This is a genomic window from Candidatus Margulisiibacteriota bacterium (assembly GCA_003242895.1).
GTDB lineage: Bacteria > Margulisbacteria > Riflemargulisbacteria > GWF2-39-127 > GWF2-39-127 > GWF2-39-127.
Genome location: QKMY01000022.1, coordinates 1 through 14,271, shown reverse-complemented (window position 1 = coordinate 14,271; position 14,271 = coordinate 1). Strand labels below are relative to the sequence as shown.

At 37.8% G+C, this 14,271-nt stretch carries 13 protein-coding genes; 11 read left to right on the top strand and 2 right to left on the bottom strand.

All coding sequences use genetic code 11. The features are described 5' to 3' along the window. Positions 1-99 precede the first annotated feature (99 nt). From DKM50_03020 to msrB, 6 genes are all read left to right on the top strand, one after another. A complete protein-coding gene (locus DKM50_03020; protein ID PZM83089.1) occupies positions 100-2,190 on the top strand; it encodes a type I DNA topoisomerase in 2,091 nt (696 codons plus the stop codon). A gap of 109 nt (positions 2,191-2,299) precedes the next feature. Beyond that, the gene (locus DKM50_03015) at positions 2,300-3,148 is read left to right on the top strand and encodes a pantoate--beta-alanine ligase (protein ID PZM83088.1); all 849 of its coding nucleotides are present in this window, start codon (positions 2,300-2,302) and stop codon (positions 3,146-3,148) included. 101 nt (positions 3,149-3,249) lie between these two features. Beyond that, positions 3,250-4,200 carry a nucleoid-structuring protein H-NS gene (locus DKM50_03010; GenBank protein ID PZM83087.1) on the top strand — a complete coding sequence of 317 codons (951 nt, stop codon included), beginning with the start codon at positions 3,250-3,252 and terminating at the stop codon, positions 4,198-4,200. 5 nt (positions 4,201-4,205) lie between these two features. After that, positions 4,206-4,832 carry a 2-dehydro-3-deoxyphosphogluconate aldolase gene (locus tag DKM50_03005; GenBank protein ID PZM83086.1) on the top strand — a complete coding sequence of 209 codons (627 nt, stop codon included), beginning with the start codon at positions 4,206-4,208 and terminating at the stop codon, positions 4,830-4,832. Positions 4,833-4,922: 90 nt separating this feature from the next. Then, positions 4,923-5,102, top strand: a complete 180-nt coding sequence (locus DKM50_03000; protein PZM83085.1) for a hypothetical protein — start codon at positions 4,923-4,925, stop codon at positions 5,100-5,102. Positions 5,103-5,208: 106 nt separating this feature from the next. Next, on the top strand, positions 5,209-5,589 hold the full coding sequence (gene msrB / locus DKM50_02995) for a peptide-methionine (R)-S-oxide reductase (GenBank protein ID PZM83084.1): 381 nt from the start codon (positions 5,209-5,211) through the stop codon (positions 5,587-5,589). A gap of 117 nt (positions 5,590-5,706) precedes the next feature. On the opposite strand, the gene DKM50_02990 is transcribed toward msrB, so the two are convergent. Then, entirely contained in the window at positions 5,707-8,523 is a 2,817-nt protein-coding gene (locus DKM50_02990; GenBank protein PZM83083.1) for a hypothetical protein, read from the bottom strand. Between the two features lie 28 nt (positions 8,524-8,551). After that, positions 8,552-9,406, bottom strand: a complete 855-nt coding sequence (locus tag DKM50_02985) for a hypothetical protein (protein PZM83082.1) — start codon at positions 9,404-9,406, stop codon at positions 8,552-8,554. Between the two features lie 347 nt (positions 9,407-9,753). On the opposite strand from DKM50_02985, the gene galT reads away from it, so the two are divergent. From galT to DKM50_02960, 5 genes are all read left to right on the top strand, one after another. After that, positions 9,754-10,785 (top strand): galactose-1-phosphate uridylyltransferase, encoded by a 1,032-nt coding sequence (gene galT, locus DKM50_02980; protein PZM83081.1) that lies wholly within the window; start codon positions 9,754-9,756, stop codon positions 10,783-10,785. A 31-nt stretch (positions 10,786-10,816) separates the two neighbouring features. Continuing rightward, complete coding sequence (locus DKM50_02975; protein ID PZM83080.1) at positions 10,817-11,128, top strand: hypothetical protein; 312 nt, start codon at positions 10,817-10,819, stop codon at positions 11,126-11,128. 202 nt (positions 11,129-11,330) lie between these two features. Then, entirely contained in the window at positions 11,331-12,803 is a 1,473-nt protein-coding gene (locus tag DKM50_02970) for a glycogen synthase GlgA (GenBank protein ID PZM83079.1), read from the top strand. 135 nt (positions 12,804-12,938) lie between these two features. Then, a complete protein-coding gene (locus DKM50_02965; protein PZM83078.1) occupies positions 12,939-13,124 on the top strand; it encodes a hypothetical protein in 186 nt (61 codons plus the stop codon). Positions 13,125-13,239: 115 nt separating this feature from the next. Further along, positions 13,240-13,530, top strand: a complete 291-nt coding sequence (locus tag DKM50_02960) for a hypothetical protein (GenBank protein ID PZM83077.1) — start codon at positions 13,240-13,242, stop codon at positions 13,528-13,530. Positions 13,531-14,271 lie beyond the last annotated feature (741 nt).

Sequence of the window (14,271 nt, the reverse complement as noted above, 5' to 3'; positions counted from 1 at the left end):
ATTCTTATTATATATTACTTGATAGCTGGGGCATAGATTTCTTGCATATTAGTGCAGGATTTCCCGGATAAAGGGTTATAATTTAAAGGGGTAAATTTAGTGGGGAAAGCATTAGTTATTGTTGAGTCGCCTGCAAAAGCAAAGACATTAGAAAAATTCTTGGGGAAAGATTTCACGGTCAAAGCATCTGGAGGACACGTTAGAGATCTACCAACCCATCGATTAGGTGTAAAGGTAGAGAATAACTTTGAACCGGATTATACTGTTATCAAAGATAAAGCAAAAATTATCTCAGCTCTAATGAAGTCTGCACAAGATAAAGAAATAATATACCTGGCACCCGATCCTGATCGTGAAGGGGAAGCTATTGCCTGGCACCTTGCACAGGTTTTGGAGCTCGATCTTACAAAGGTTAAGCGTATTGAGTTTAATGAAATTACCCAGACGGCAGTGTTGCGAGCCATTGAGTCTCCTCGGGACATCAATATGGATAGGGTTAACGCTCAGCAAGCACGTCGTATATTAGACAGGCTTGTAGGATATAAGTTGAGCCCGTTATTATGGAAAAAAGTCAAAAAAGGCTTGAGTGCCGGACGTGTTCAATCAGTTGCTGTATGGTTCATCTGTGAACGGGAAGATGCTATCAGTCGATTTATTCCTGTGGAATATTGGACGATCAATGTTCATTTACTTGCAGCAATAAGTGGAAAAAGCACTGTGGTCACTGTAGAATTAATCAAGTTTAAGGATAAGAAAATCACTATCTCGACTAAGCAAGAGGCAGATGAAATACTTAAGAATATCGAAGATAAAGACTATAGTGTTACTGATATAGAATGCAAACTAAAAAAGCGAAATCCTGAACCTCCTTTTATTACAAGTACCTTACAACAAGAAGCTTCCCGTAAGCTTGGGTGGTCAGCAAAAAAGACAATGATGGTCGCTCAGAAGCTATATGAGGGCCTCGATATTAATGGCGAGCATACGGGATTGATTACCTATATGAGAACTGACTCAGTAAGGATTTCTGAGGAAGCCCGGCAAGCGACGTCTGTCTATATCACCGAGACTTATGGTGAGAAATTTGTTGGTAAAGGAATTTTTAAGCAGAAAAAAAACATTCAGGATGCCCATGAAGCCATACGTCCGACGTATCTAGATAAAACTCCGGAATATCTCCAGGAACATATCGGGAGAGATGAATATAGGCTCTATACTCTCATTTGGAAAAGGTTTGTTGCGTCCTTAATGTCTCCCGCGGATATTGCCATGACCACAATATTCATAGCAGCCGGTGATTACTTGTTCAAAATTACTGGAAGTATTACAGAGTTTCCTGGTTTTATGACATTGTACATTGAAGGAAAAGACGATGAAGAAGACGAAGATGGAGAGAAGAAGTTGCCTCCATTAAAAAAGGGAGATAAGCTGAAGCTAGAAAGTATAGACTCATTGCAACATTTCACTAAACCACCGGCTCGATATACAGAAGCTACTCTCGTTAAGACGCTGGAAGAAAAAGGAATTGGTCGTCCATCGACCTATGCACCAATTATATCGACAATAGTCGACCGGGGATATGTTAATAAGGTTGATAAAAATAAACTATCGCCAACTGAACTTGGAATGATAGTTAATAAACAGCTTAAGGATTACTTTTCCGCTATTATTGATGTAGATTTTACTGCTAAAATGGAGAGTCAGTTTGATGAGATAATGGGTGGAAACCTTTTATGGACAGAAGTTCTCGGTGAATTCTATAAGCAATTTTTAGGAGAGCTGAAGCTGGCGGAAGATAATATGCCGAAAGTGAAAAGCGAAGGAAAAGAAACCGATATTAAGTGCGATAAATGTGGTAGTCCAATGCTGGAAAAGGTAAGCAGGTATGGAACCTTTTTGGCATGTAAAGCTTTTCCTAACTGCAGAAATACGAAGCCTATAGTTTCGGTGATCGATGTGCCATGTCCGGAATGCAAGGGAGAGTTAGTCGAGAAGCGGACCAAGCGTGGGAAAATATTCTATGGGTGTCGTAATTATCCTGATTGTAAGTTCGCAGCCTGGAATAAACCTTTATCAACGAAGTGTGAATTGTGTGGTGGAATGATGCTTCAAATGGCAAAAAATAAAATAAAGTGCCATAGTTGCAGTAATATAACTGAAGTGGAAAAAGATAATGAAGATCAAGATTAAAGAGTTTATTTTTAATAATTGGATTTTGAAGATAATCTCTTTTGTTGCTGCAATAGTCTTATGGATATTAGCAAAAAATCGTTTTTAGTTCGGAATTAAGGGTGCTGTTGTGATAAAGGATGATGATCCGGAGAGGCTGCGAGAGTTTCTAAAAAGGGAACTGGGAAAGCGTATTGGCTTTGTGCCTACTATGGGTTTTCTTCATGATGGCCATTTAAGTTTGGTAGATGCAGCGAGAAAAGAAAACGACATAGTCGTTGTAAGTATATTTGTTAATCCACTGCAATTCGGTCCTAGCGAGGACTTTGAGAAATATCCAAGAAATATTGAGAAAGATTGTTATTTACTCGAAAAATCCGGGGTGGATTTTGTTTTTATGCCATCTCCGAAGATGATGTATCCGTCTCAAGCCTTAACAACCGTTGCTGTTCCTCACTTTCAAAATATTCTTTGTGGTAAGTCACGACCTGGCCATTTTGATGGAGTTACAACTGTCGTAGCTAAGTTGTTCAATCTGGTGAAGCCTACAAACGCATATTTTGGTTTAAAGGATTACCAGCAGTTTGTCATTATAAAAAAGATGACAGTTGATTTAAATTTTGATATAGCTATTATTGGGTGTCCCATTGTCAGGGAAAGCGACGGCTTGGCGATGAGTTCACGTAATAGTTACCTCAGCCAGATAGAGCGTGAACAGGCTCGCCATCTTTATCGGGGAATTCATTCCATCGCTAATGAGATTTTTTCAGGAGAATTTGATCTGGATCGCTTTAAGAAACGATTCGACTCCTATATAACCGAATCCATCCCCAATGCTAAAATAGATTATTTTGAGGTCTTAGATGCCTTTACCCTGGAAGCGGTCTCTGAGTCTACAACCCATGTACTGCTTGCAACAGCAGTTTTCATCGGCACAATTCGATTAATAGATAATATGATTATGCCGTTTCAAGAGTAATACGTTCCAAACGTAAAGAATAGTTAACTTCTAATTTCTATTTTTCAATAATCATGGTATTTTATAATAAATAACTCAAAATATATTCGGGAAGGTGTAATATGTTCAGAAAAGAGATAAAAGTTCTTGATTGTACTATACGAGATGGCGGCTTAATAAATAAATGGGATTTTTCTGACGATTTTGTAAAAGCGGTCCTGGTAGCACTTGCAAAATCAGGGATAGATTATATGGAAATCGGGTATAAGGCTTCAAGAAAGATTATCTCGCCGGATGGTTTAGGAAAATGGCGTTTTTGTGATGAAGATGATATTAGAAAGGTATGCGAAGGTGTAGACCTTAATGGGATGAAACTTTCTGCGATGGTGGATATCGGACGAGTGGAAGCCGACGAAATAATCCCGGCAGATAAGAGCGTTTTCGATATGGTACGAGTTGCTTCTTATGTTAAAGACATTGATAAAGCTATAGAATTGGTCAAGAGATTTCACGATCATGGGTATGAAACAACCATAAATATAATGGCTGTTTCTCGGGCACTTAGTGTGGACCTTGAAGAAGCCCTCAAACAGCTAGCAGAGTCTGAAGTGCCGACAGTTTATGTTGTTGACAGTAATGGCGCACTCTACTCTGAACAAATCGATTACATGGTAAAAAAATATCAGAAATATTTACCTGGGAAGACTATCGGTATTCATGCACATAATAATCAACAGCTTGCTTACGCAAACACGATAGAATCGATAATTCATGGTGCAAATATGTTAGATGCAACTGTCTACGGTATCGGAAGGGGAGCAGGCAATTGCCCATTAGAACTTTTACTTGGTTTTCTAAAGAACCCTAAATTCCGTCTGCGTCCGGTGATCGAATTAATTGAAAAAGAATTTATACGTCTTCGTGAGAAGATTGAATGGGGTTATATAATCCCATATGCTATTACCGGAATTTTAGATGAACATCCTCGATCTGCAATGGAATTACGAGATAGTGCCCAGAAGGATGAGTTTACAAAGTTTTTTGATAGCTTTCAGACAGAGCTAATTATTTAAAAACAATGGATATTAGCGGAATAAAATTGATAGGCATTATTCGGGGTATTCAAGAAAAAGATCTTGTCGGGACGATTGAAGCGGCGATTGCTGGTGGACTCACTACAATAGAGATTACTATGAATACCCCGGATTCTTCGCTACTTATAAAAAAAGCTTCCGATTTCTTTTCGGACAGAGCTATAATTGGAGCGGGAACTGTCATTACCAAAGAGGACCTCAATAGTGCGCTCGAAGCAGGAGCCTCATTTATCGTGGCCCCTAATTTTAATGTTGAAATCGCGGGCTTATGTTCCATAAATAAGACCCCATATTTCCCCGGTGCGCTTACGCCTACTGAAATAATTAATGCTTGGAATGCCGGTGTGACTATGGTTAAGGTATTCCCGGTTTCTTCTATGGGCGGCGCTCGATATATTCAAGAACTTCGGGGACCCTATGCTTCCGTTAAGTTGCTTGCTTGCGGTGGGGTCACGCCTGAAAATATCAACGAATATTTCTCAGCCGGGATAGATTGTATTGCTATCGGTTCTCAGATTTTCAACCGTGAGTGGATGGAAAATAAGCAATTTGATAAGATTCAAAGAGCTGCAGAACTTTTCGTACAACAAGTAAAGGTAACCCTAAACTAACCTTACTTAGTCTTTATTTTTAGGCGTCTGTTCATTACCGGGCTCCGAGTTGAGCGGATAAGAATAATCATAGATTAATAGGAGTCTCCTATGCCTTTTATTACAATCCCAGGAATCCTCGGAAAAGTATTTGTTCCTGAAGAATCCTCATGTGCTAGTAAAAAGCATAAGTGTCCTGATTGTTTCTCCTGCCAATGGTGTAGTGATGATCGTTGCGAGCTTTGTCTCCAACGTAAGGAACGTAGTGGGACAGAGCTCTCTCAGAAGTAAATGGCTTTTTTCATTTTTTATCTCTACGAACAGCAGAATTACAGCTATATAAAAAAACTTTTAGGGGATATAGTATCCTTAACAGCTAGTAGCGAGGTGATTCTATATGGAAAATGATGAAGAATGGAAAAAAAAATTGACGTCTGAAGAATATCATGTGATGCGAGAGCGAGGGACCGAGAAGCCATTTGCCGGGAAGTACTATAAAAATGAAGAAAATGGAATGTATTATTGTGCTGCTTGCGGTAATCCCTTGTTCAGCTCGAAGACGAAATTTAATTCGGGAAGCGGATGGCCTAGCTTTTTTGCTCCGGTAGAAGATGATAAGATCGCTTCTGATATTGATCGAAGTCATGGCATGGAAAGAGTCGAAGTCCATTGTTCGAAATGCGGAAGCCATCTTGGACATATATTCAACGATGGTCCGGCTCCTACTGGCAAAAGATATTGTGTGAATTCGGTGTCGCTCAAATTCGAGAAATCGTAAGAAATCAAAAGAAATTATATCTTATATGCTGGGATGCAGAGAAGTTCTATGTAAAGGAAATATAATTATTTCACTTTGCGGTAGTATGTTAATGAGAATAGCGTTAGATACCTATGATCAGAAAATGCTATTAATACCCAACGTGAAGTAGATAGGCTCTTTATGCGCATTGTGGTTTGGAACAGCTCTGGCCCAAATGAGATTAAGTGAGATAGGGAATTGTCCGAAGCTGAGTACGTTAAAATCGAACTCGAAACCGATTGTTTTATTAAAGTTTGAGTTGAATATTCGTTGTGGTGAGTCTGAAAGTGCGCCCCATTCATGGAATAAGGAAAAATATATACTTTCCAGCCATAACTCGCTGGAAAGTACCGGTATATCATAGAGATTAGCTGCAAGAGGCATATTAAATGATGTGCGAAATAAAGAAAAGTTTTTATTATGGTCATTAGTATCTCTATATCTCGAAACCGCCCTTAGTCCATCAAACGTGGAGTAAAGATAATAAAATTTCTCTTCTGGGGTAAAGCCTTTACTTAATTTTGTAATATTTTGAACTGTGATGCTTTTTAAATGTCCGGCGCGAAAAGAAATCCCGGAACCAAAAATAGTTTGATCAAAATCATGGTCTGAACCAAGAAACTTTCTATTGTATTCGTAGTCGATGGAATAATAAGAGTTAGAAAGCGGCGTTAACCCATATTTCTGCGCAAAATTTACAATAAGTTTGTTTGCATGGCTGGTTTTCTGTAAGTCCAGGTACGAATAAAACCCATAGAACTTTGCGAATTTATCTTGCAATACAAATTTGTAGAGATCTTCAGATTGGTAAGCAACGGTAAGGAAGGTTCCCGGATACGTGATTTGCTCCTGCACATGATTCCAATAATAATTGAACCCGGCAGTTGAGTTCTGTATCCCTCGTAACGTTCTATAGGTGCTAAAAAATGCCAGTTTTGGGTCAAGGAGCCTGGTTTTCATGTAAGAAACCTGCCAATAGTCAGTCTGCGAGTTATTATCGAGCGATAAGTTGAAATCGTCGAGATATCCATAGTTTAACTGGACAGCGCTATAGCTCCCGAGATTGCTGATTACGAATGATGGTCTAATTGAGAGGTAGTAAGCATCTGACTCAGGAACAGCTATATATGGGGCTGCTTTAAACCTAGTCGGGTAATAGTTGTTGAGCCTGTATATATCAGGATACGTTCTGTTCGGGTCTAGGATCACTTCTTTTATGGGAGAAGATGTAATGAACTCAATTGTTTCAGCGCTTTTGCCGGTAGATTTTCCGATATAAACATTATTATTGCTATCGGTTGCCTGTATAACCATCGGTGCATTTATATCCCCGGAATTTTTTATATTTACCCTGCTAATAACGTTGAAAGATGGATTTAAGGCAGCTTGTAACGAGGTTATTTCATAATCAAAGGTTTTCCCTGAGTATACCCATTGCTCAAAGAATTTTGAATAGTCTTTTCCTGAGACCTTACTAATAGCTTCAAGAAGATCGGAAGTTGTTAGTATCTTATGCGAATAATTATTGAGTAAATAATGAAGAAGCTCTATAAACTTTTTATCTCCAAGTTCCTGGTAGAGAATATTGAAAATATAAAATCCTTTCTGATATTGCATTGTAACTAATGCTGAAATATCAGACGATTTTTTTCTATCAGAAGAAGGGGGAGGGTCTTGATTCCTTACGGCAAGCTCACGGTACGGGAGATATGTAAAGAATTCTTCAAATGTGTAATTTGGGATATGTTCACCTTTTGGCACATTGAGAAGATTATGAGATATCCCGTATCTATTCTCAAAGTATTTATTCATAAAAAAGGTACATAGTCCTTCGCCAATCCAGTTATCTTCATTAAATCCATAGCTCACAGTTAAGCCCCACCACATATGTCCGAATTCGTGTGCGAGGATGACTTCGTATATCCGAGAAAAAAGTGATGGAAGCCGTCTCAACTCTCTGGGCATGAATATAGTATTGCCCGCGCTGTATGCAGATTGAGAACCCATGTAATTGTCTACTATTGATAGGTGAGTTGATGGAAACTCAAGCTTATAGAAATCTTTGTAGTAATTTAAAGCCCGCTCTGCAACTTGTATTGAGAACGAAGCGTAAGCTTCATCTCCAGGTAGATAATAAGAGTCAATAACAAGGTTTTTGTAGGTATGTCTGAATTTTTTAATTTTTTCCGAGGCAAAAAGAGGGAGCAATGAAATCGGGTTCCTGATAGTGCCCTCGCGGATTATCGCGGACCCTGATTTCTGTATCGTTATTAGCTCTGTACCTGTAACCACTTCGAGATTTGGAGAGCTGGCGACCGTTATTTTATAAGTAGCCTGTTTGAAATGTTCATTGTTTCTTTGAAATACACCTTGCTGCGTATAATTTGCAATAGTTGGGTACCACATGCCTTGCAGGTAGAGGACTCCGTTGTATTTCCCGTTACCGAGTTTTGTTGGGATAATTGAGGAGAACGATATATCAAACGTAATTAGTTTTCCCGGTGGCAGATCATTTGGCAGTAACACGATCGCATAGTTTTTGTTCCCCACTGTCCCTACGGCAGGGTCCTCTTCGTCGATATATGAAAACTCAAGTTTTCGACCCTCCGATTTTACTTCATTAATGTAGGTAGCGCTTTCTTCGAATCCTTTTGGATAGGAATAGTCATACCGGGAAGGATCAGTCCTAGGATCCATTTTTTTGTCCATATTAAGTGGTAGCTGGATTATTAGTTCCCTTAGGTTAGCTGACGATGTGTTGGTTATCGAAACCCTATTATTGCCTGAAATAAAGAAGTTATCTGCAATGGAAATAGTTAAGTCATAAAATAGATCTTCGGCAAAAACAGTTGCCGAGATCAAAGTACAAAAGAATACAAGAGTAACTATTAAATACCAATTTAACTTTTGCATACATATCGTATTTCCTTTTATAATTGTACTATGACTTTAGCACTAACTCTTCTTTTTTTATAGGATGAGTAATCAGCATAGCTAGCTTATTAAGGAAGATTTTTGGCTCGATAGTATTTATAGATAATCCCAAAAATGATGATGTTATGGATTTGATAGAAATTGATGCTTTTGATTTTGGGAATGACAATATGAAGGGGATTCGTTTTTTTATTGCGAGCTTGACTGTGGTTGTATCATCGAAAACAAATCCTAGCTTGTGAACATTTAAGGATAAGAACTTTTCGCACACAAGTGAGATTTTCTTGTAAGTTGCTTCTCCTTCTTCAAAAGATTTTATTCTGTTGATAACAATCGATATTTTTGATGTAATATTTTTGGAGTTAATAACCTTTATCGTTGCGTAAGCATCAGCCATGGCTGTGATGTCCGGGGTGGTAATAACTATTGTTTCATCTGAAATAGAAACGAATTTAATGACGTTATGGGAAATTCCTGCTTCGGTATCAATAATTATAAAATCGTATCTGTCTTCTAGTTTTGAGAATTCATCGATAAGGAGCTGTCGTTTTGCATGAGTTGTATTTGATAGTTTGAAAATCCCTGAAGCCCCTGGAATGATATGGACCCCTTCCGGACCTGATATGATGACATCTTCTATCTTTTTTCTTTTTTCTAAAATGTCGAGCAGATCATGTTCCGGGTGTGTGTTGGTAAGTATGTGTATATTGGCTAAACCAAGGTCTCCATCAATAATCAATACTTTTTTCCCAAGTTTAGCACAGGCGATACCAAAGTTAACTGAGAACAGGGACTTGCCTACGCCGCCTTTGCCACTAGTAATAGTAATAATCTTAGCTTTTTGATTCGAGCTATTGTTCATTCATGATCTCCTTGTTTTCCTATAAGTTTAAACAATTCTTATGATTATTATATATCATAAATTAAAAATGTAAAATACTTAAACGTTTCAACGTTAAGACATTCTTGCGGTAATGCAATAATGTAGTTTAATAATGAAACACTAATCGGAAATGGTCGGGGCTTTTTTTAGCAGGGTTAGCCAGGTGCTAATGGGTATTCAAGTATTTCAACGCTTTATCGATAATAATAAAAGTTATTTTATATAATAAAATTATCAGAACATTCCGTGCCACTTAGCGTCATCGACGAAAATCAAAATATTCTGTATAATTATACTAGTTTGAAAATTAGGAAGGATTGCGTTCGTTGCCTGAGTTAAGGAAAGATCCTGTTATCGGAAGATGGGTTATAATCGCCAAAGAAAGAGGCAGAAGACCATCAGATTTTAAAGCCTCATCTGAACACCGTGATGTCCATTTGTGTCCGTTTTGTGAAGGTAATGAAGATAAAACTCCACCAGAAATCCTGTCCTATAGATCGGATCCAGGCGCACCGAATACCTCTGGCTGGAAAGTAAGGGCGATTCCAAATAAATTTCCTGTCCTTGAAATAGAAGGTGATATTCATCGGGCTGGTGTCGGGATGTACGACATGATGAATGGCATCGGAGCTCACGAAGTTATTGTCGAATCTCCAAAACATGTTGTCAATTTTATTGATCTTAGTGGAGATCAGATTGAGTTAATATTAAAGGCATATCGTGAAAGGCTGAAAGACCTTTATAAGGATAAGCGGTTCCGATATATTATAATATCAAAGAATTATGGGTTAGCCGCTGGAGCAATACTGTCACATTCACATTCTCAACTAATTGCGATGCCTATTGTTCCCAGGACTGTAAGATCTGAGCTAAAGGCGGCAAAACAGTACTATTTGAATAAAGAACGATGTGTATTCTGTGATATGATGAAGCAAGAGCTGAGTTCGGGAGAGAGAATAATTGCGACTAATGATCATTTCGTAGTCTTAGCCCCTTTTGCTTCTCGTTTTCCCTTCGAAATGTGTTTGATGCCAAAAAAACATTCTCATCGATTTCATGATATTACAGATGAAGAGATTGGATCACTTGCGAGTATTTTGATCAAAGTTATGTCTAAGCTTAAATCTATTTTAGGTGACCCTGCTTATAATATAATGGTACATACTGCTCCGAATGAATTGCCTCGACTGGGACATCCTGAATACTGGAGTTCTCTTTCCCACGATTATCACTGGCATTTTGAAATTATGCCCCGGTTAATTGAAGTCGCTGGCTTTGAATGGGGGACAGGGTTGTATATTAATTCAATAGCTCCCGAAGATGCTGCTTTGCATTTGAGGGAGGGTATGAACGTATGAAATATTTTAAAAATTGAAAGGAGAAACACAAATGGCTGTAAAAAAACAAATAGAAAAAAAAGAATTAGTAGAGAAAAAGGAATCAACTACGAAAAAGGTGACCTTTAAGGTGTCAGCACCTGAGGCCGGAGTAGTTTTTTTGGCTGGGGATTTTAATAACTGGGATTCAGCAAAAAAACCTCTAAAAAAGAATGAAAAAGGGGAGTGGACTGTAACTGCTGTTTTGAAGCCAGGGAAGTATCAGTATAAGTACGTTATTGATTCTGCATGGCAAATAGATCCAAAAGCAGAAACTGTCACGGATAATACTGGCAATGTCAATAATGTAAAAGAAGTTAAATAAATAATAGTTTTACAAATATAACTCAAAAGATTTTTTTTGTAAAATTTAAGATTTATTTTTGTTAAGCTGCGGGTGTAATTATATTTATTATTTGGTAGCTAATGTAAAAGTATTCTAGTAGGATTCAGAATAGAATTAGGTAGGGGGGAACTCTTTATATAAAAAAGAGTTTTTATAACGTTGAAGAAGGGATGGTTTACCTATGAATATACTCATTGCCTCATCAGAAGTAGTGCCATTTGCAAAAACCGGTGGTCTGGCTGATGTTGCTGGTGCATTGCCGAAAGAGATAAAAAAATTAAAGCATGACGTTGTTGTAGTTATGCCTTGCTACAAAACAATTGATAAAAACAAGTTTAAGCTAGAATTAGTTGGTAATTTTGATGTTCAGATTGCCGGCGGAATTGAGAAAGCGGACCTATATAAGACGAAGTTAGATAAAACGACTGTTCCGGTCTACTTTATTGCTAATCCGAAGTATTTCGATCGAGATCATCTGTATCAAGAATCTGGTGAAGATTATATAGACAATGATGAAAGATTTGCATTTTTTGACAGGGCTATTCTCGAAATGTGTAAATATTTGGACTATAAGCCTGAACTTATTCATTGCAATGACTGGCAGACTGCGTTAGTGCCTGTATATCTGAAAACTTTATACCTGAACGACCCTTTTTACACAAATACGGCCACCTTGTTTACTATTCATAATCTTGCCTATCAAGGATTGTTTGAGCCGAAAAAGGCACTCCAGGTTACCCAGTTGCCGGCAGAAGTTTTTAGCTATGAAAAACTGGAATTCTGGGGAAAGTTCAGCTTTATTAAGGGTGGGCTTATCTACGCGGACCTCCTCAATACAGTCAGTGATATGTATAGCAAGGAAATTCAAACTGAAGAGTATGGGTGTGGGTTGCAAGGGCTACTCAGTACAAGAAGTGCAGATTTGTATGGTGTAATTAATGGAATAGATTACTCAGTTTGGGATCCGAAAGCTGACCCGAATATTAAAGAAAACTATAGTTTGCAGAAATTAGAAGGTAAAGAAATAAACAAAAAAGAGCTACTTAAGCAGTATGGTTTGAAGTACAAGGAAAATACTCCGGTAATCGGAGTTATCTCTAGGTTAGCAGATCAAAAAGGCTTTGATTTGATTGCCGAAATAATTGATCAGCTTATGCAAAAGAATCTTCAGATAGTTATTCTTGGCACAGGTGAACCGAAGTATCATCAGTTATTTGCTTCTATCGCCGAAAAATATCCTGCAAAAGCAGGTATTGCGCTAAAATATGATGCAATGTTAGCTCAGCTGATTTATGCTGGAAGTGACATGTTCCTTATGCCTTCTCGTTATGAGCCTTGTGGTTTAGGCCAATTAATAAGCTTGAAATACGGTACGATTCCGATAGTACGTGAGACAGGCGGATTAGCGGATACGATCGTTGATTACGACTTGGTTGATGTATTCGAAGCAGACAAGGCAAACGGATTTATGTTTTTAGACTATAATTCAGAAAAGCTTCTTGAAAAAATAGAGCGAGCTGTTGAAGTTTATGCTGACGAAAAAGCCTGGAAAAAACTTATGAAAAACGCTATGAAATATGATTTTAGTTGGAAAGCCTCCGCTATAAAATACATGGAATTGTATTTTTGCGCTTTAGGAAAAAAACAGGGATAAAACTGATCCCATATTAATATTTATTTAAGGAGGGGCTGTCCCAAAAGGGGCAGCCTCTTCTGCATTGTGAAATAGATATAGTACAATGAAGATATGAGAAAAAACAACACAAAAGTAACATTCAAAGAATATTCGATGCACCAACAATTTTTGCTCCCCCCAAGTTTGGAAGAATTAATACCTGAGAATCATCTGGTAAGGGTGGTAAATTCAGCAATTGAGAGGATGAATATTGAACCGGTGCTAAAAAGATACAAAGGCGGCGGGACAAGCAGCTATCATCCCGGAATGATGCTCAAGGTACCGGATGAAGGAACTTAATGAAAAACTGGCAGGTATAGGCAAGGACAAGAGTTTAAAAAAAGCAGTGCAATGGATATGTGAAATACAATAATTTTCATTTTGAACAGACAAATTTCAGAAAAACAGATTCAAAATAGAATATTTCAAATATGATCAAAATCAAGATCAATACATATGTCCTGAGGGTAAGCAACTTCATTTTAAAGATATTGAAAACCATATAAGTGCAAATGGATATCAAACGGAGCGACGTGTTTATCAGTGTAACGAATGCAACACATGTAGCTGTAGAGATGCATGTACGACCTCAAAAACAGGACGATCTATTCAAGTGAGCTTTCGGCTCAATGAACTTAGGCAGCAAGCTAGAGATAATTTACAGTCGGATTTAGGAAAAAAGTTAATGAAAAACATTTATAGATAATAAAAAGAGGCTGCCTAAATTTTTACTTTTTGGACAGCCCCTTTTTTTCTCCTAAATTATAAAAAATTCGATAAGTCTGGTGGTCGGAACCGTTAGAAAATACATCTTTGTATAAAGCAGGTTACCCTATCTAGGCAACATCCGATGCCCCAGCTGTTTCACATGAGAGCTTTTTAGTTAATCAAATGAAGATACGGCGCTCCTTAGTTCCTATAAATATTTTGTGATGGTCGTTGCCTATGACTGGAATGCTCTGCACAAGCATCAAAGTTCTTCTCGCTAAGATATGATATTGGATTCTGCAAGTACATTGTCTGGTATGAAAAGTTTTGCCTGAAACTTATCTATGGACTTAAGGTAGGTACTCATTTATGTTTGTCTTGATGGTTTAATTGTTAGCTATTTAGTAAATTTCATTTAATGTAATATAATACATTATATTGCTAAAATATTTTTTTATAGAGTAGTCATGCCTCTTATATATGAAACCTTTTTCTGCCTGGATTATATCCTCGATTAACGTCAACTATGATTCCTGTCCAGCCGCAATTATTTTCCCCGGGTATAAGAAATAAATATATAGGTATAAGTCAGGCCAATGTAGTCCCTTAAAAATAGGTGTTTATATTCGCTGGCTTTTTTGCAGATTCAGATGAAGCTGTTCAGGTAATTCAGGTAAACTGTCCACCTGATTCAGATTGATGGTGTCCAGTCGATCTCCGAGACAAAAATACAAGCAGA